Origin of the sequence: Actinoplanes sp. L3-i22 (assembly GCF_019704555.1) — a bacterium.
GTDB lineage: Bacteria > Actinomycetota > Actinomycetes > Mycobacteriales > Micromonosporaceae > Actinoplanes.
Map to the genome: position 1 here is coordinate 7639667 of NZ_AP024745.1, position 18287 is coordinate 7657953.

At 70.1% G+C, this 18287-nt stretch carries 14 protein-coding genes and 1 pseudogene; 5 read left to right on the forward strand and 10 right to left on the reverse strand.

The window, feature by feature from the left end:
* Positions 1-549 precede the first annotated feature (549 nt).
* Positions 550-1193: pseudogene (locus L3i22_RS34495) on the reverse strand (response regulator).
* A complete protein-coding gene (locus L3i22_RS34500) occupies positions 1181-2431 on the reverse strand; it encodes a sensor histidine kinase (protein ID WP_221321671.1) in 1251 nt (416 codons plus the stop codon). The pseudogene L3i22_RS34495 and the gene L3i22_RS34500 overlap by 13 nt, the downstream one beginning before the upstream one ends.
* 165 nt (positions 2432-2596) lie before the next feature.
* On the opposite strand from L3i22_RS34500, the gene L3i22_RS34505 reads away from it, so the two are divergent.
* Positions 2597-3688 (forward strand): serine hydrolase, encoded by a 1092-nt coding sequence (locus tag L3i22_RS34505; RefSeq protein ID WP_221321672.1) that lies wholly within the window; start codon positions 2597-2599, stop codon positions 3686-3688.
* A 344-nt stretch (positions 3689-4032) separates the two neighbouring features.
* On the opposite strand, the gene L3i22_RS34510 is transcribed toward L3i22_RS34505, so the two are convergent.
* From L3i22_RS34510 to L3i22_RS34540, 7 genes are read right to left on the reverse strand one after another with little or no spacing between them, the layout of a single operon-like run.
* A complete protein-coding gene (locus L3i22_RS34510) occupies positions 4033-5073 on the reverse strand; it encodes a glycosyltransferase (RefSeq protein WP_255657384.1) in 1041 nt (346 codons plus the stop codon).
* A gap of 54 nt (positions 5074-5127) precedes the next feature.
* On the reverse strand, positions 5128-8325 hold the full coding sequence (locus L3i22_RS34515) for a DUF4082 domain-containing protein (protein WP_255657385.1): 3198 nt from the start codon (positions 8323-8325) through the stop codon (positions 5128-5130).
* A gap of 24 nt (positions 8326-8349) precedes the next feature.
* Positions 8350-9549: a hypothetical protein gene (locus tag L3i22_RS34520; RefSeq protein ID WP_221321673.1), complete on the reverse strand. Its 1200-nt coding sequence runs from the start codon at positions 9547-9549 to the stop codon at positions 8350-8352.
* Complete coding sequence (locus tag L3i22_RS34525; RefSeq protein WP_221321674.1) at positions 9549-10337, reverse strand: glycosyltransferase; 789 nt, start codon at positions 10335-10337, stop codon at positions 9549-9551. The genes L3i22_RS34520 and L3i22_RS34525 overlap by 1 nt, the downstream gene beginning before the upstream one ends.
* Before the next feature lie 27 nt (positions 10338-10364).
* A complete protein-coding gene (locus tag L3i22_RS34530) occupies positions 10365-11822 on the reverse strand; it encodes an oligosaccharide flippase family protein (RefSeq protein ID WP_370644265.1) in 1458 nt (485 codons plus the stop codon).
* Positions 11819-13216, reverse strand: coding sequence for an O-antigen ligase (locus L3i22_RS34535; protein WP_221321676.1), 1398 nt, complete (start codon positions 13214-13216; stop codon positions 11819-11821). Before L3i22_RS34535 ends, L3i22_RS34530 begins: the two co-directional genes overlap by 4 nt.
* Positions 13191-14144 carry a hypothetical protein gene (locus L3i22_RS34540; RefSeq protein WP_221321677.1) on the reverse strand — a complete coding sequence of 318 codons (954 nt, stop codon included), beginning with the start codon at positions 14142-14144 and terminating at the stop codon, positions 13191-13193. The genes L3i22_RS34535 and L3i22_RS34540 overlap by 26 nt, the downstream gene beginning before the upstream one ends.
* Before the next feature lie 255 nt (positions 14145-14399).
* On the opposite strand from L3i22_RS34540, the gene L3i22_RS34545 reads away from it, so the two are divergent.
* From L3i22_RS34545 to L3i22_RS34560, 4 genes are all read left to right on the forward strand, one after another.
* Positions 14400-15038 (forward strand): hypothetical protein, encoded by a 639-nt coding sequence (locus L3i22_RS34545; protein WP_221321678.1) that lies wholly within the window; start codon positions 14400-14402, stop codon positions 15036-15038.
* 77 nt (positions 15039-15115) lie between these two features.
* Positions 15116-16372 (forward strand): glycosyltransferase family 4 protein, encoded by a 1257-nt coding sequence (locus L3i22_RS34550; protein ID WP_221321679.1) that lies wholly within the window; start codon positions 15116-15118, stop codon positions 16370-16372.
* The gene (locus tag L3i22_RS34555) at positions 16369-17208 is read left to right on the forward strand and encodes a glycosyltransferase (RefSeq protein ID WP_221321680.1); all 840 of its coding nucleotides are present in this window, start codon (positions 16369-16371) and stop codon (positions 17206-17208) included. Before L3i22_RS34550 ends, L3i22_RS34555 begins: the two co-directional genes overlap by 4 nt.
* Positions 17201-17866, forward strand: a complete 666-nt coding sequence (locus L3i22_RS34560) for a polysaccharide deacetylase family protein (RefSeq protein WP_221321681.1) — start codon at positions 17201-17203, stop codon at positions 17864-17866. The genes L3i22_RS34555 and L3i22_RS34560 overlap by 8 nt, the downstream gene beginning before the upstream one ends.
* Here L3i22_RS34560 and L3i22_RS34565 read toward each other — a convergent pair.
* On the reverse strand, positions 17863-18285 hold the full coding sequence (locus L3i22_RS34565) for a DUF1851 domain-containing protein (RefSeq protein WP_221321682.1): 423 nt from the start codon (positions 18283-18285) through the stop codon (positions 17863-17865). The genes L3i22_RS34560 and L3i22_RS34565 overlap by 4 nt on opposite strands.
* Positions 18286-18287 lie beyond the last annotated feature (2 nt).

The following is an 18287-nucleotide window of genomic DNA, read 5'->3' on the forward strand; positions in this document are numbered from 1 at the left end:
TCTGGTTACCGGACGGTAACCAGGTGAACCGAGACAAACCAGTAGCCGAACTTCTCACTCCGTCACCCACCCAGCCCCAACCCCAGCCCCAGCCCCAACCGCAGCGGCAGCGGCAGCGGCAGCCGCAGCCCCAACCCAGGCCCAGTTCCAGGCCAGGCCCGCCCCCGACCGCAGCCGCGGCCGCAGCCGCAGCCCCAGGTCCAGGCCCCAAAGCAGCCCAGCCCCAGACCCAACACAGCCCCACCCGCGCAGCGCTCCCCCGCACCGCGCGCAGCGCTGCCCCGCACCGCACCGCGCGCGCCGCACCGCACGCACCGCGCTGCCCCGCACCGCGCGCAGCGCTCCCCCGGCACCGCACCGCGCTGCCCCGCACCGCGCGCGCCGCCCCGTGCTGCACCGGCATCGGCCGGCAAAGCCATGCCCACCCCGCCAGGCGCAGTCCCCCCAGCGCGGCCGGGAGCGGCGCGACGCCGGGCGGCCAACGCAGCCCCGTGCGTCACGTCACGTCGCAACGCGTCCCGGCGTGAGCAGGTTGTGGGGCGGGTGGACCTACTGCTGGAGGTAGCGGAGGACCGCGAGGACGCGGCGATGGTCGTTGGCTGACGCGGGCAGGCCCAGCTTGGTGAAGATGCTGGTGATGTGCTTCTCGACGGAGCCGCTGGCGAGCATCAGATACTCCCCGATCGCCGTGTTCGAACGTCCCTCGGCCATCAGCGCCAGCACCTCACGTTCCCGCGGGGTCAGCACCGCCAGGTGGCCGGCCTGCCGGCTGGCGCCGAACATCTGGGTGACCACCTCGGGGTCGAGCACCGTCGCGCCGGCGGCCACCCGGGTCAGCGCGTCGATGAAGTCGCTGACGTCGGCGACCCGGTCCTTCAGCAGGTAGCCCACCTTCTGCGCGCCACCGGCCAGCAGATCGGCGGCATACCGCGTCTCGATGTACTGCGAGAACACCAGCACCCCGGTGCCCGGATGGTCACGCCGGATCGCGATCGCGGCCCGCAGCCCCTCGTCGGTGTAGGTCGGCGGCATCCGCACGTCGGCGATCGCCACATCCGGCCGATGCTCGGCGACGGCCGCGAGCAGATCGGTGGCGTCCGCAACCGCGGCGGCCACGTCGTGCCCCGGCTGGTGAGGATGTGGGTCAGGCCGTCCCGCAGCACCGCGGCGTCCTCAGCGATCACGACACGCATGGCAGCTCCACGGTCACCACGGTAGGCCCACCGGCGGGACTGCTGATGTCGAGCCGGCCGTCGACTGTCCGAACCCGATCAGCGAGCCCCGCGAGCCCGCCCCGAGGCTGGGCGCCACCCCGGCCATGATCGGTCACGCGCAGCCACAGTCTGCCGCCGACCTGCTCGACGTCGACCACGGCACGCGATGCCCCGCTGTGCTTGGCGACGTTGGTGAGCAACTCTGCGACACAGAAGTAGGCGATGGTCTCGACCGCCGGCGCCGGCCGGTAATCGATCGCGACCGTCAGATCGACCTGCATCGAGCTCCGAGCCGCGAGGGTGGCCAGCGCGACGTCGAGCCCGCTGTCCAGGATCGGCGGATGAATGCCACGGACCAGGTCACGCAACTCCACCAGCGCGGCCTTCGCGTCGCGGTGAGCGCTGCCGACCAGGTCACGGGTCAGCGGATCGGCATCGCTCTGCTCCAGCTGCTCCTTGGCCGCGCCCAGGTTCATCGCCAGGGCCACCAGCCGGGCCTGTGCTCCGTCATGCAGGTCACGCTCGATCCGACGCAGGGCCGCAGCGGACTCCTGCACCGCGAAGTCCCGGCTCGCCGCCAGCTCGCGGACCCGTTCGTTCAATCGGCGCGCGTCGAGCAGGTCGGAGACGAGCATCCCGTCGAGCAACAGCACCGCTCGCAGGGCGAACGGGGCGAGCAGCAGCAGGACCACGCCGACGCCGGCCGTCAGCAGCGCCCGTGGCCAGGTGTCCAGGAAGACGTCGCCGGGCAGCGGCAACCCGGCACGCAGCACGCCCGCGGCATCGGCCTGCGCCGGAACCAGCCGCCACCAGACCGGATAGGTGAGCGCGCCCAGTCCATATCCGTAGCCGACGATGACGACTGCCGTCGACAGCACGGCGAGCGGCGCCTTCAGCACCAGGTAGCCCACGGCGCGCCAGGCACCGCCGTCGCTCAGCCCGGCCCAGACCCAGCCGGTGAGGCCGGGGCGGCCGCGTGGCGGCGGTGGCGCTGTGGTCGCCACGCCGAGCAGGCGCCGGGCGAGCGCACGGTGCAGCCCGCCGAGAAGGCGGGCGCCGCGGAGCCCGGCGCTCAGCACCGGCAGGCCGACCACGGTGAGCGACAGCACGGCGCCGCCGACCACCACATACACCGTGTAGGCCAGGCCGAGCAGGCCCAACGGCAATCCGGTCAGGGCATAGAGCAGGTGGCGGAAGATGCTGTCGCGATTTGGCATGCGTCCAGGATGGACGACCGGCGTCCGGGGCGGCAGCCGGTAGTCCCCCGGTTTGACACCGGGTTATCCCCAGGGTCGAAGACGGGGGCTGGCCTGGTCGAAACGCGGCCGCCGCCCCGGCAGAGTCAGCGGCGTCAGCAATTCGCCGACCCGGAGGACAGAGACATGTCGAGCAGGAGAGTGACGGCGGCCGTGATCGCCGCGGCGCTGACCGCGTCGTTGACGGCCGGCGGCGGAGCACATGGGAGCGAGCCGCCGACACGTGCCACGGTGCGCGAGGCAATCGACCGAGCGGTCGCCGCCGGCAATCCCGGAGTTATCGCGTATGTGCGGCGGGGTCGACAGCAATGGCAACTCGCCGCGGGCGAGGCCCGGCCACAGGATCACTGGCGGATCTTCAGCAACACGAAGTCGTTCGTGTCGACCGTGCTGCTCCAACTCGTCGCCGAGCGCCGGATGAGCCTCGACGACAGTGTGGAGAAATGGCTGCCCGGCGTCGTCCGGGGCCAGGGCAACGACGGGCGGACGATCACCGTCCGGCAGTTGCTGAACAACACCAGCGGCATCTATGACCCCGAGATCGGCACCGATCGTGGTGGCGAGACACCGCAGGAGGTGATCGCCGCGGCGATGGCGCACCCGCCGCTCTTCCCGCCTGGGCAGGGGTGGAGTTACTCGAACACCAACTACCTGCTGGCCGGCCTGATCGTCGAGGCGGTCACGCACCACCACGCGGACATGGAGATCCGCCGGCGGATCATCGAGCCGCTCGGGCTCCAGGAGACGTCCTTCCCGCTCGACGATCCGGCGCTGCCGGGGCCGTTTCTACACGGGTACGACCTGAGCCATCGCGACGTCACCGACTTCAATCCGTCCGGCGAGTGGACGGCCGGCGCGATGGTCTCCACGGTCGCCGACCTGGCACGGTTCGACGCCGCTCTGTTCGGCGGCCGGCTCCTGCCCAGGGCCGAGCAGCGGGAGCTGCAGACTCTCGTGCCAGAGGAGGATTACGGACTGGGCGTGCAGCGGATCACTGTCCCCTGCGACGCTGGGGACGTGGCTGTCTGGGAGACCGACGGTGGCGGCCCGGGCTTCAACAGCGTGTCGATGACCAGCGCGGACACGTCCCGGCAGCTCGTCCTGGTGGCCAACGTCTTCGACCTGGCGATCGACAAGAAACACGACCCGGCCCAGCCACCTGTCCCGGACGCGCGGGCCGCGTTCTACGCAGCAACCACCGCCGTCTTCTGCCCCTGACCACCAGCGCCACGAGCCGAAGCCGGGGCGGCGAGCCGAAGCCGGGGCGCGGCGCGGCGATCGGGGCGCGGCGCGGCGATCGGGTGGGGTGAGCCGACGCTCGGCTGCGGCTCTCACCGCAGCCCGGCCCGTTGCAGGGCTCGGCGGGCAGCGTCGGGACGCGTCGGAGTGCTTCGCGGTGCCGCCGTCGCGCGTCTGACGCCGCAGCTTCAGGTGCTGCGGCGTCAGATCCCGCGGCGCCGGATGCTGCGACGTCAGATGCTGTGGCCTCAGACACCGCGACGCCGGATGCTGCGACGTCAGATACCGCGGCGTCAGATGCTGCGGCGTCGGATCCTGCGGTATCAGATGCCGCGGCGTTCCCAGGAGCGCCACCAGAGCCACTCGCGGCCCTTGGCGGCCACGGCGGAGAGGACCAGCGGCTGGAGGTAGGGCATTGTTTTGGCGCCGACGCGGCGGCGGACCTGGAGGCCGCGGTATTCCGGGAGGGTTCGGTACTGCGGCCAGCACTCGGCGGCGAACGCGACCAGTTCCTCCTCCGGCACGGTGCCGGTGCGGCCGCGGTCGTAGGCGCGGACCGCGCGGCGCAGGGCGAAGCGGGCCAGGCGGCGGTGGACCATGTCGTCCCAGCGGTCCGCCTCCGGTAGGAGGTCACGGGTCTTGCGCAGCACCGCCTCGTAGGCGGTCTTGCGCTGGCGCAGGTCGTCGAGCTGGCCGGCGAAGTCGACCTGGGACATGTTCTGGCCGTGCAGGCGGTAGTACGCCTGGTCGGCCTGCACGTAGCCGACGTCGGCGTGGGCGGCGAGCCGCATCCACATCTCGATGTCGCCGGCGTGCGGGAGTTCCGGGTCGTAGCCGCCGACCTTGCGCTGCAGGTCGGTGCGGACCACGACCTCGGGCGACGTGATGCAGCCGGTGCCCTCGCGGAAGCGGCGCTCCAGCCACCAGTGGCCGGGGTAGACCGCGGTCCCGCCGGTCCCCTGGTTCGCCGGCGGCGGCGGGCCGGGGTGCTGGAAGTGGACCGGGTGGCCGTAGGCGAAGCCCACGTTCGGGTTCGCGTCGAGCAGCGCGACGGCCCGGGTCAGCGCGCCCGGGGTCAGCATGTCGTCGGCCGAGAGCAGGGCGACGTAGTCACCGTCGGCCCACTCGAGCAGGCCCTCGTTGTAGGTGGCGATGTGCCGCTTGTTCTGCTCGTGCACCCGGACCTCGACGCGCGGGTCGCTCGCCGCGATCGCGCGCGCCTTGTCGGCCGAGTCGTCCGGTGAGGCGTCGTCGATGATCAGCACCCGGACGTCGACGCCCGGGTTGTCGAGCACGCTGTCGACGCAGGCACGCAGGTAATCGCCGTACTTGTAGCACGGGATCACGACGCTGACCGAACTCACTCTGTTCCCCCTAGAGAGGGGCCCGGCACCGACCGGTGCCGGGCCCGCCTGCAGTTACGGTGCGGTGTTGGTGAAGACGACGTCGACCCAGTAGTTGGTGGCATTCCAGCTGGAGTCCGGGAATGCCGTGCCGGCGCTCGCCTTGAACAGCCCGTTGTGCCCGGTGGCGGAGTCAGCGACCCCGGTCAACGGGTACGAGCTGCGGGCCTGCGAGAAGTAGCCCCCGCTGTACGAGTAGAAGCCCACGTTCGTGTGGTAGGAGACCACGTACGCCGTGTCCGCCTCGACCGCCACCGGAGTGGCGAAGGTCAGCGTCTGCCACCCGCTGGCCGTCTCGTTCTGGAACGTGCCGGTCGCCAACTGCTGGCCGGTGGCGCTCCACAGCGTCCCGGTGTGTTCCCCGGTGTTCCGGTCCCCCTTGTAGAACTTGACACCGGTCACCCACCCGTCGACGTCGGAGGTGAACCTCGTGCCCAGTTCAAGCGCGTTGGCCTCGCCCGCGCTCTCCACGTCCGGCGTCGAGGCCGGGCTGAACAGCGTGCACGGGCAGGACACCCCGGCCCCGGTCGTGAAGCTCCACGTGGTCGGCGCGGTCATCGCGTTGCCCCACACGTCGGTCGCCTGGACCGACGCCGTGTACTGGGTGTTCGCGGCGAGCGCGGCGTCCGGCCGGAGCGTCGCCTTCCGGGTGGTGTCGTCGTAGGAGACCTTGGCCGCGACCGTGTTCCCCCCGGTCTTGAGCGTGAACGCCAGATGTTCCGGGTCCACGTCGTGATCGAAGGTGGCGGTGACCGCCGCGTTGCGGGCCACCCCGACGTCCCCGGCGGCCGGCGACTTGACGGTGACCACGGGCGGCGTGGTGACCGCCGTCGAGGTGTCGACGACGACGTCCACCCAGTAGTTGGTGTCGCCCCAGCTCAGGTTCGGGAACCCGCCGCCGGTGCCGTACTTGTAGACACCGTTCGGCCCGGACACCCCGGACTGGAGTTGTTTGACGATGCCGTCGCCGGCGCCCTTGGCGGTGAAGTAGGCGCTGCTGTAGGAGTAGTGCCCGGTCGGCGTGTAGTACGACACGATGTACGGCGTGTTCGCCGAGATCGTCACCGGCGTGCCGAACTGCAGGGTCTGCCAGCCGCTGGCCGTCTCGTTCACGAACGTGCCCTGTGCCAGCAGCTTGCCCGCGGTCGTGTAGAGGCGTCCGAGGTGCGTCCCGGTGTTCGTCGCCGCCTTGTAGAAGCGGACGCCGGTGACCGTCGCCGGCACCGACACCTGGAACTTGGCGCCCAGTTCGTTCGGCGACGCGTCGTACGAGTCGACGTTCGCCGGCACGTCACTGGTCTTGTACGTGGTGCACGGGCACTGCTGCGGCCCCACGGTCACGGCGACGTTCTTGACCGTCCCGAAGTTGAGACTGTCGTCGACCGCCCGGACCTTGATCGTGGCGCTGCCCTGGGCGACCGGCGTCCAGGTGTACGTCCAGTTCGCCAGCCCGGTGGCGGCGTTCCAGGTGGTGCCGTTGTCGGTGGAGACCTCGACCCGGCCGAGCTGTCCGCCACCGGTGTCGGCGGCGGTCCCGGTGATCGTGATCGCGCCGAGGACGGGCACGGTCGCGCCGGCCGCCGGGGCGGTGACGTTGACGGTCGGGCCGACGGTGTCGGTGGACTTGGCCACCGCGTGCAGGTTCGACTGCAGCGTCTTGGGCAGCGCGCCCATGTCGGCCAGCAGGTTCGCGGTGGCCTGCTGCATCCGCGGGTCCTCGGAGCTCGCCAGCCCGTTGTGCCGGATGCTCAGGCCCCACGACCACTGCACGGTGCCGGAGCCGAAGACCAGCGCGCCGGACGACTCGTCGCGGTACATCATGATGTTGTGGGTGGCGACGCCGTTGCCGTAGTTGTTGCCCTCGTCGAGCAGCATCGTGCCGTCGGTGATCTGCAGGGTGGTCGAGGAGAACTGGACGGCGCCCGGTGGCCGGGCCGCGTTCTCCACGTCGGAGTCCCACTCGTAGCCGAGGGTGCCGATCGGGAACGTCGCCACCTCCCCGGTCCCGAGGTTCTCGATCGACGTCCAGTCCCACAGTCGCAGGTTCTTGAACTGCGAGGACACCGTGATCGCGTCGTGCCGGTAGCCGTTGACCGAGAAGAGCGTGCCGGTGATCTGGTTCTGCGGCTTGTTGCCGCCGGTCCCGGCGCCGGCCGGGTCCTGCCAGGTGCCGGTCCACTGCCCGCTCGGGTCGGCGATGCCGTTCGGCGGGTTCTGCGCCAGCTTGGTGGTCTTGTAGCTGACCAGGGTCCGGTTGGTGCCGCCGTCACTGGCGATGGACGGTTCCCAGCGGGTCCGCCAGAACGCCTCGTTGCCGCTGAAGAACGCCAGGTTCACGCCGGCCTCGCGGGCCGCCTTGACGTTGTCCCAGATCCCCTGGTCCCAGTATTCGTCGTGGCCGGAGGACAGGTACACCTTGTGCTTGGGCAGCAGCGCCGGCTTGGTGGACACGTCGAGGTTGGACGCGTAGCTGACGTCGTACCCGTTGCGCTCCAGCCACTGGATCATCGGGTATTCGCTGCCGAGGATCGAGTTGTCACCGGCGATGCGCAGCGGCCGGTTGTAGCTGACCTTGTAGGCGCGGCCGTCGGGCGCCGGGCCGCCGCCCTCGTACAGGTTCTGGCCGCCCCACGAGTTGTAGGCCTGCCAGGTCTCGTCCGAGGTCTGCACCACGATGTTCGAGGTGCTGTTGTCGTTGGCCACGACGAACGGGTACGGCATGTAGCCCTGCCCGCCGCCCTGGTCGAGCAGCGCCATGTAGACGCCGGAGACCGCGTCGGCAGGCACGGTCCAGGTGACGTTGGTGGTCCAGTTGCCGCAGTCGACCAGGCCGGTGGCCGGGTCCTTGAGGCAGGTGTCCTGCACCTTCGCCGGGAACGTGGTGGTCGGTGACGTCGGCATCTTCCGCGCGCCGTCGCCGTTGTAGTAACCGAGGCGGATGAACGTCACCGTGAACGTGGTCGGCGAGTTCACCTTGAGCTTGAGGCTCTCCCCCGGCTGCACGCTGACCTTGGTGGTGAAGCCCTCGATGTCGCCCCAGGAGGCGTCGCCGTACCAGTCGTCGAGCGGCAGTCCGGTCTTCGAGTTCTCACAGACGATCGGGTTCGAGTTGACGCCGCATGGGTCGTCGGCCGCGAGGACCACGCCCGGAAGCGCGATCACCGCCCCGACGATCAGCGCCGAGATGACGCCGGAAATTATTCTCGATCTCAATTCTGGCTCTTTTCGTGGCAGAACTCAGTTGGGCTTCGGTACCTGTTTCTTGGTGGGCACCCCGTCGATCGTTCCCACCACGTTGTTCGACCATTCGCCGAACGTCACGGAACAATTCGAGTCACATCCGCCGGCCGCGTCCCAGTGGGTCGGGCCGAAGACGTTGTCAGTGATGCGCAGGTCAGACCCGGTTTGGGCATAAAGACCATAAGCACCAAGAGAAATAAAACTATTCCGTACGGAGTAATTGCGCAGCACCGAGCCGTCGACGCTCTGCGTGAACAGAACGGCGGTGATGGCCTTCCAGTAGTTCTTGACCTCTTTACCGGTGTGCGCGTCGACACCCGGTTCCAGTCGACTGTTCTCGATCGTGACCGGGCCGGTACCGCCGTACGGGAAGACGCCGCCGGTGTGTGCCGCCGCCGGATCGCTGAGGTTCGCGATGTAGTTGTCGTGCAACCAGCTGTTGCGGATCGTGGTCCGCGCCCCGCAGAGACACATGCCGCCGGTGTTCGCGACGTCCACCCGGTTGAACGTGATGGTGCAGGTGGCACAGTCGTTGACGGCGTGGTCGTTGAGCGGGGTGCTCTTCTCACCGAGTCCGACCGGTTCCGGGCGGATGGTGACGTTGGTGAGGTTCAGTTTCAGGCTGCCGGAGCCGTCGGTGTTCACCAGGACCGCGCGGTTGGTCGAACCGGCCGGCGGCGCGATGATCGAGTTGGTGATGTTGACGGTCCCGTGGCAGCCGGTGCCGACGTAGATGAACGCCTTGAAGTACTTGTGGTCGAGGTTGACCGTGCCCTTGCAGTCGTACAGGTCCCATTCCTTGCTGTCCTTGTTGCTGGGGTTGACGACCTTGTACCCCTTGGGGACCGGCAGGGACTTGTCGGACTGCTTGTAGGGCTGCACGCCGGGCGCGCCGACGGTGAACCGGGCCGGGTAACGGCCGCCGCCGGTCGCGGTGACCGGCAGGACCCGCGGCTTGGTCGGCGCCCCGGTGGGCTCCTTGGCCGGGGTGGACGCCGACGGCAGGACCGAGCCGCTCGGGGCCGGGGACGAGCGCGGCCCGCTGGTGGCGGCCGGGCCGGAGGCGCCGGGCGTGCCGTTGTCCGACCGCGCCAGCGGGTCGGTGTCGTCGCCGCGCATCAGGACCACCCCGATCGCGACCGCGAGCAGCAGCACCGCCAGCGCGGCGGGCAGCAGGATCTTGCGCTTGCCGGTCATCACGACATCTCCCAGGCGGTCCAGTAGCTGTCCGGATTGATGGCGTAGTCGACCGTCGGCTCCGGGATGTGCTCGACCCGGCGCCGGCGGCTGAACCGGTAGACGAACTCCCAGTCCTCCTTGGGGTTCACCTTCCCGTGCCGGCGCAGGCGGCTGAACCGCACGCCCGGCAGCCGCCGCACGACCAGCGGGTTGGTGTCCAGGAAGCAGCGCTCCCAGGCGAGCTTGCGGTCGAACTCGACGGAGAGGACGTCGCGCTGGGTCCCGTCCGGCAGCACCCGCCGCATCGCGGTGTAGACGGCGTCCGGGCCACCCTGGTCGAGCCGCTTCAGGGTGGTCTCCAGGTGGTGCGGGTACCAGGTGTTGTCGTCGTCGAGGAACGCGACGTACTCCGACTCGGTCAGGGCCATGCCCACGTTGCGGCTGACGCCGAGCACGTTGATGTTGTGCCGCAGGCTCACCACGAACAGCCGCGGGTCGGCCGGGAAGTCCGGCAGCTGCCCGCCGCCGTCGTCGACCACCACCACGACCTGGTCCCGGATGGTCTGCGCGAGCACCGACTCGACCGCGCGCAACACGCCGTCGGGCCGCTTGTAGGTCAGCACGACGGTGGCGACCTTGGCCCGTGGCCGGACGCCGCCGGGCAGCGTGGCCAGCAGCCGGCGCACCTCGGAGCGCTCGAACCGGCCGAGGCCGACCGCGGTGTGCCCGAGCATCACCTTGTTGCGCAGTTCCTCGAGGGGCAGCCAGCCGTAACGGGCTCGCAGGTGCCGCTTCAACGAACGCATCTGTCTCGATCTCCTCAGGAATGCGGTCTAGGCGAGCGCGGGCTCGGCGGTGACCGGCTCCTCGGTGCCGGCGCCGCCGGACCGAAGGCGTTTGATGATCGGGAGCACGAACGGGACGTACGTGGCGAAGGACGCGACCCCGGCCACGGCCAGGCCGAGGAAGCCCCCGCCGAGCCAGTGGTGCGCGAGCCAGGCGACCACGCCCATCGCCACGCCGCCCAGGGCCGGGCGGACGCAGGCGAGCAGGATCTGGCCGGCCGGGATGCCGAGCCGGCCGAGCACCACCACGAACACCGGGGAGACCAGTACGGCGGCCACCACCACGTGCCCGGCGGCGACGCCCGGGACGCCCCACAGGTGGGCGCCGAGGATCAGCAGCGGGATGAGCGTGAACAGCCACCAGGCCTGCATGAACATCAGCGTCTTGCGGACCCGGGTGGCCAGGCAGTCGTAGGCCAGCTCGACCGCGGTGCGCAGCAGCCCGAGCGCGACCAGGAACTGCAGCGGCAGGCCGGCGGCCGCCCACTGGTCGCCGTAGACGAACACGATGATCGGCGTGGCGAGCACGCCGAGGACCACACAGATCGGCACGGCGGCCGCGATGACCAGGGTGAACGCCCGGATGAAGCCGCTCGCGAACTCGGCCTGCGAGGAGTCGGCCAGCCGGGAGAAGCCGGCGAACGACACCCGGCGCGCGGTCTCCGAGACCATCCGCACCGGCCAGCTGGACATGTTGAACGCCATCGCGTAGATGCCGAGCGCGGCGGGGCCGAGGATCGAGCCGACCACGACCGAGTCGACGTTGACGATCCCGAGCGTGAGCAGACTCGCGGACGCGAGCGGAAGCCCGTACCGAAGCAATTGTTTTGCCTGTTCGGTGTTCCATCCGAAGCGGAGCATGCCGGGCGCGCAGAGCCCGAATCCGACCAGGGCGACCAGGTTGCCGATCAGCGAGCCCCAGGCGAAGCTCATCGCGCCGACGCCGGCGGCGGCGAACGCGATGGTGGCCGCGGTGTTGATCGCGAAGTTCAGGATGTCGACCACGGTGCGCGGGAATTGCCGGAACTCGCGGTTGAGCTGACCGAGTGGCAGGCACGCGATGCCGTCGATGATCACGCTGACGCACAGCACCCGCAGCATGAGCGTGGCGTCCGGCGAGCCGAGCGCCTTCGCCAGGGCCGGTGCGGAGAACCAGAGCAGTACGTAGAACGCCGAACTGGACAATGTGGACAGTGTGAGCACAGTGGGAGCGAAGCGGCGGATGTCGCCTTTCCAGCGGACCAGCGCGAGACTGACGCCCATCTCGTTGAGCGACAGCAGCATCGCGAGCACGAGCAGGCCGACGGCGTAGAGGCCCCACTCGTAGGGGCCGAAGAACAGGCGGGCCAGCACCACGCCGGAGGCGAACGTGCCCACCCGGCGGACGATGGTGTTTACCAGGCTCCAACGGGCCGCGGTGGCCACCCGTCGGTTCAAATCCGTCACTGTGGAAGGTCTCCCATATTCGCCTGTTCGCGGCGGGCCACGCTCAGGTACGCACCCGACAGGCCCAACATCAGGAAAGTGGATCCGGCCACGATCGGGAAGCTCAGAGTGTCGAATGTGGCCGTTACGACGAGCATCACGAACCCGACGGCCACAAAGGCCTGACCGGTCTCCCGGCGCTCGGGATCGGCGAAACGGCGGCGACCGGCCCCGCCACAGTGGATGGTGGTCACGTAGAGGCACACGATGGCTACCAGGCCGACCACGCCGACCTCCAGCAGGGCCAGCAGGTACTGGTTGTCGGTGTACCGGTAGAGCAGCGGCAGGAACGTGCCGGGGCCGCGCCCGAACCACTCGTGGCCGGACAGGAACTCGCCGACGTCGGCACTCGTGGCGGTCCGCGAGTTGGTGCTGTTGTCGCCGCCGTTGAGCATCGCGGTGAACAACCCGAGCAGCGTGCCGACCAGGCCCGGCACCAGCACCCGGGTGGCGCCCAGCGCCGGGATCATCACCAGCAGGGCCTTGCCCACCCGCGCGGCCGGCCAGGTCGGCAGCAGCACGAACAGGATGATGACCAGGCCGATCACCGAGGTGCGGGACACCGTCATCACGGTGGCCAGCGCGATCAGGAAGACCGGCGCCCAGCGCCGCCAGGGCTTGCGATCGGTGTGGTAGAACGCCTGCTGGATGGCGAACGGCAGGGCCATCGACAGGGTCGCGGCCAGCTCCAGGGTGTTCGACGCGGTGGCCGTCGGCCGGACGAAGTCGCCACGGGCGATCAGCTCGGACGCCGAGCCGGAGGAGAGGCCGGGGATCACGATCCAGGCGGTCAGGCTCTGCTTCAGCACGAACTCCGCCATCGCCAGCACCGCCACACCCGTGCACAGCTTGACGAACAGCTTGAGCAGGCGGTCGATCTGCGCGTACTCGGTCAGCGACGTGGTGAGCAGGATCAGCGGCAGCCAGATGAGCAGCTGCAGCAGGCCCCGGTCGGCGGCGCTGTACTCCAGCGGATCGGCGTCGCGGCGCCCGACCGCCACGTACGCCAGCAGGATCGCCACCACGTAGAACAGCAGCGCGACGCGCGGGGCCCGGGTGTACGGCGCCGACTGCACCCGCCGCATCAGCCAGCTCACCGCGTACCAGAGCAGCGCGACGAGCAGGAACAGGTTGGCCACCGTGCCGGTCGCGCCGATGCTCGCGACCACCAGGCGGGCCGGGACGACGAGCAGCAGGACCAGGTAGATCGCGAGGAGCGAGTCCGGCCCGAGCGTGCGCAGCCGCTGCTGCGAGCGGTAGAGGCGACCCGGCCGGGACGCCGGTGCGGTGGTGGTGCCCGGACGGTCCCGCCCGGTCGGTCTGCGAACGTCAGCTGCCGTTGACCCGGTTGACATTCTGGCCCCCACGCTCGCCGTTCGACTGGTACGTCGTGGAGAGGCCGGGCCGGCGCTGCTGGCTCTCCTTCTGACTGGTGGCCTGATTGGTGGCGGCGGCCTGGCGTGGGGGCACCTGGATCCGCTGGGTCTTCTCCGCGTCCGAGGTCTTCTCCTTCGGCGGGAGCGGCCGGACCGGCGGGGACACCGGCGGCAGCTGGATGACCATGGTGCCCTCGATGTCCGGCGTCGCGGTCGCCGTGCCGGACGCGGCCGTGCCGATCGGCGCGTCGGCCGGCTCGGCCTCGGCGAGCGCGGCCTTGCGGCGGCGCGAGCGGCTGACGCTCTCCACCACGAACGCCAGGATGAAGCCGATCGCCGCGGTGCCGCCGCCGGCCACGATGACCAGCTTGAGCTTCTCCTTGGTCTCGACCTTCGGCGTCTGCGGCGGGATGACCTGGGTCAGCTTGATCCGGTCCTTGTCGGCGACGCCGTTCTGCTGCTGCATCAGGTCGAGCGTGGTGCCGGCGTAGGCGGCCAGCTGCGCGGCCGAGGCGAGCAGGTGCGGCTTGTCGGTGCCCTTGAGGGTGAGCGTCAGGAACGGGCCCTGCGCGTTCTCGGCGAGGGCGACCTCGTACTTCTCGGTCAGGCCCTTGCTCTTGAGCTCGAGGACCGTGTCGGTCGACTGCAGGCGGCGGCCGAGGAAGTCGGCGGTCGCCACGAGCGATCCGTTGAAGTACAGGAACGGGTTGTCCTGGCCCTGCCCGGTCTGGGTGGCCGAGGCCTTGGTGGCCGCCGGCGCGCTGAGCAGGCTGACCATCGTGTAGGTGGAGTAGGTGGTGGGCACCATGATGAACGCGCCGATGCCCAGGCCCACCGCCAGGACCAGCATGGGCACGACGATGAGCCAGCGGTTGCGCAATACGCGCAGAATCTCGCCGAGGTCCACGGACGCCTCTCCAAATTTCCGCCAGGACGTCTTCAGTCGCCACGGAGTTCCACATCAGGGCACCGCACGGCGGCCCCCGACACCAGCGCCAAGTTATACGACGATCGCAACGGTGGCTATTGGACATCCGATCGAAATCGAAGTTGACGAGATCAGGGGTAACGCGCTAATGAGTCCCTCAGCAGGTCAGACCCAGGGAACGGAATAGCGATGTTTCTGTCCGATATGGCCGGAGTACTGGAAAGACGATGGTATGTGATTGTGGTCGGGGCGCTCGTCACCGCCGGCGCGGCCAGCCCCGCGGTGCACACCACCGACCGCTACCTGTCCTCCGAGGTGCTGATGATCCAGCCCCCGGTGTCCGAGTACGCGCCGAACCCGGTGACCGGGCTCTACCCGTCGATCGCGGTGACCGCGGCGACCATCGCCAACCGGCTCAACACCCCGGACTCGCAGGACGAGCTGCGGTCCAAGGGGGTCACCGGGACGTACAAGTTCGAGCCCCGCAACACCGGGACCAGGCAGGAGCCGCGCTACGTGATCGGCTCGATGTCGATCACCAACATCAGCTCGGACGAGGCCGACGGGCTGCGCTCGCTGCAGATCCTGAGCACCACATACGCCCAGGAGCTGAAGAAGATCCAGGACGACTGGAACGTCAAGAAGGACCTGCGGATCACCGTGGCCACCCTGGTCCCGCCGACCGCCACGCTGCTCACCCACTCGCCGCTGCGCTCGCTGATCGGCGTCGCTCTGCTGGGGACGGTGCTCACGTCGGCTGTCGCATTGTGGACAGACGTCGCCCTGCTGCGGCGCCGCCGGCGGGCGAAAGGCGCACTGTCCACGGCAGATTCACCGAATTGGACTGATCAGCTGGTCCGTTCAGCCCCTTAGCTGTGGACGCCCCGGCATCGCTACGCGAGAACATCTCTGGAATGTTGTTCGCGTCAGCAGGTGCCGAACGGGGGATCATGGTGAAGCGACCGAGCGTCACGATTCTGGTGGCCAACCTCCCGGCCGAGAAGGACCGCCGCGTCATCCGCGAATGCCTCAGCCTCGAGGCCGCCGGGTTCGACGTGACGGTCATCGCGCCCCGGGGCGACAAGAGCCTCACGATCCTGCCGGGCAGCGACCGGACCCGGCTGCGGCCGTACCCGATCGTCGTCTACGGCAGCGGGGTGCTCTCGTTCGCGGCCGAGTTCTTCTGGTCCTTCATGTGGATCACCATCCGGCTGCTCGGCGAGATCTTCCGCGGGCGGGCCCAGGCGGTCCAGGTGTGCAACCCGCCGGACATCTACTTCCCGCTCGCGCTGCTGGTCCGGGCGCTGGGCCGGCCGTGGGTCTTCGACCACCACGACCTGTCCCCCGAGGTCTACGTCTCCCGCGGCGGGTCACCCAATCCGGTCGTCTCACGGTTGCTGGTCCTCTTCGAAAAACTGACTTTGCGTACGGCGACAGCCGTGTTCGCCACCAACGAGTCGTTCAAGGAGAACGCCGTCCGGCGTGGCGTCGCCCCGGAGAAGGTGACGGTCGTCCGCAACGGGCCGGCCTTCGCCGAGATCCGTGGCCGGGACGACGACCAGGAGCGGGCCGAGGGTCCGCTGCGCGTGGTGTACCTGGGCGTCTTCGGACCGCAGGACAACGTCGAGGGCTCGGTGCTGGCCGCCGAGGAGCTGATCGCCCTGCGCGGCCGCGACGACTGGCGGATGATCCTCGCCGGTGACGGCGAGACCGCCGCCGGCCTGCGGAAACTGAGCGCCGATCGGGGCCTGACCGACGTCGTCGAGTTCACCGGCTGGCTCAACGGCCCCGAGGTCGACGCGCTGCTGCGCGACGCCGACGTGGCCCTGCAGCCGGACCTGCCGACCCGGATGAACCAGCTCTCCACGATGGCCAAGACCGTGGAGTACCTGGGCCGCGGCGTCCCGGTGGTGGCCGCCGACCTGATCGAGACGCACGCCACGGTCGGCGACGCCGGCCTGTACGTGCCGACCGGCACCCCGGCCGAGTTCGCCGAGGCCGTCAACACGCTGCTCGACGACCCGGCGCTGCGCGAGCGGATGCGCAAGGTCGGTCAGGAGCGCTTCCGCGACTTCCTCTCCTGGGAGCACCAGGCCACCGAGTACATCGCGGTCTGGCACCGGCTGCTCGGCACGCCCGGCGCCACCCCGCGGATCCCGGCACAGCGCCGGCCCGCCGACGCCACCAGCCCGGTGGACGTGCCGTGACCAGTGTCGTCATCGCCGCGCACAACGAGGCCGCGGTCATCGGACGCTGCCTGGACACGCTGCTCGCGGACGCCGCGCCCGGCGAGTTCGACGTCACCGTCGTCGCGAACGGCTGCTCCGACGACACCGCCCGGGTGGCGCGTGATCACGGCGTACGCGTAATCGATCTTCCTGCGCCCGGCAAAGCCGGCGCTCTGAACGCGGCCGAGGCCGTCGCCGCGGGTTTTCCCCGGGTCTACCTGGACGCCGACATCAACCTGACCACTTCCGGTCTGCGCGATCTCGCCGCGGCCTGCGCCCAGGCCCCGGCGGCGACCGCGCTCCGCGGCCTCGACCTGGCCGGGCGACCGCTGCTGGTCCGGGCGTACTTCAGCGTGCACCGGCACCTGCCGGCGCTGCGGACCGGCCTGTTCGGCCGCGGCGTGATCGCCCTGTCCGAGGCCGGCCGCGCCCGCTTCGACCGGTTCCCGGACCTGGTCGCCGACGACCTGTTCGTCGACTCGCTGTTCACCGTTGACGAGAAACAGCAGGTCACGACGGTCACCTCGGTGGTCGCCACGCCCCGGCGGACCGGCGACCTGATCCGCCGACTGATCCGGGTCCGGGCCGGCAACGCGGCGATGCGGGCCGCCGCCGCGCGCGGTGAGATCACGGCGGACGTCCGCGCGGCCGGGCGCTCGTCCTGGCTCAAGGACGTGGTGCTGCGCCGGCCCTGGCTGGCGCCGGCGGCGGTCGCCTACGTGGGCATCACCGTGTACGCGGCGCTGCGGGCGCGGCGCTCCGGCCCGGTCGACTGGGGCCACGACACCTCGACGCGGGAAGAAGCGCATGCCTGAGCACATCAACATCCTGTTCCACGGCATCGGCGCCCCGCAGCGCGAGCTGGAGCCGGGCGAGGCCGGCTACTGGATCACGGAGGCCGCGTTCGAGGCGATCCTGGACGAGATCACGTCCTGGTCCTTTCCGGTCAACCTGAGCTTCGACGACAGCAACTCCTCGGACGTCGAGATCGCCCTGCCCGCGCTGCTCGAGCGCGGCCTCACCGCCGAGTTCTTCGTGCTCGCCGGCCGCCTCGAAGCCGCCGGCAGCCTCGGCGAGGACGACCTGCGTGAACTGCTGAAACACGGCATGGCGGTGGGCACCCACGGCATGCACCACCACCCGTGGCGGGGCATGTCCGCGGCGACCACCGAGACCGAGCTGGCCGAGGCCCGGGACCGGATCGCGGGCGTCACCGGCCGCCCGGTCACGCGCGCGGCGTGCCCGCTGGGCCGTTACGACCGCGCGACGCTTTCCGCGCTGCGCCACCTCGGCTACACCACGGTCTTCACCAGCGACCGGCGCCCGGCCACCCCTGGCGCCTGGTTGCAGCCGCGCTTCAGCGTCTACGACAACGACACCCCCGCTTCGGTACGGGCTGCCGTACAGCGCTCCCGCCGCCTGCCGATCCGCGCCCGCAACGCCGCGGCGACCCTGGTCAAGAGCCTGCGTTAGCCGTACTGCTGGTGCATCTGGCCCATGATGGTCAGCACGACGACGAACTGGAACACCTGGATCTCGTCCACCGCGAAGCTGCCGGTGATCATCGGCGGCGGCGCCCAGGCGTAGACGTCGTCCGGGCCGAGCTCCAGCCCCCGCCGGTGGAACGCGCCCAGCGCCAGCCCGCCCAGCAGGTACCGGTCCTGCCCGTCGTCGGTGTCCAGCTCCGCGGTCATCGAGGCGGCGTCCGGCCACTGCGGGACGAGCGCGCCCTCGAACGTGTCGAGCAGCCACCACCCGCCCCGCCGGTCCTCCAGGAACACGTCACCGAACAGCGACGTGAACCGGGGCGTCTTCCCGTCCAGGTCGAGCCAGGACCAGGCGGCCAGCGCGTTGGCGTACTGGTCGGCGCTGAACTGCTTGGTGAGCTCCACTC

Bases quoted from the DNA above. Each gene is read 5' to 3' on its own strand.
- L3i22_RS34500 (WP_221321671.1), bottom strand. From the start codon at position 2,431: ATGCCAAATCGCGACAGCATCTTCCGCCACCTGCTCTATGCCCTGACC.
- L3i22_RS34505 (WP_221321672.1), top strand. From the start codon at position 2,597: ATGTCGAGCAGGAGAGTGACGGCGGCCGTGATCGCCGCGGCGCTGACC.
- L3i22_RS34520 (WP_221321673.1), bottom strand. From the start codon at position 9,549: ATGACCGGCAAGCGCAAGATCCTGCTGCCCGCCGCGCTGGCGGTGCTG.
- L3i22_RS34525 (WP_221321674.1), bottom strand. From the start codon at position 10,337: ATGCGTTCGTTGAAGCGGCACCTGCGAGCCCGTTACGGCTGGCTGCCC.
- L3i22_RS34535 (WP_221321676.1), bottom strand. From the start codon at position 13,216: ATGTCAACCGGGTCAACGGCAGCTGACGTTCGCAGACCGACCGGGCGG.
- L3i22_RS34550 (WP_221321679.1), top strand. From the start codon at position 15,116: ATGGTGAAGCGACCGAGCGTCACGATTCTGGTGGCCAACCTCCCGGCC.
- L3i22_RS34560 (WP_221321681.1), top strand. From the start codon at position 17,201: ATGCCTGAGCACATCAACATCCTGTTCCACGGCATCGGCGCCCCGCAG.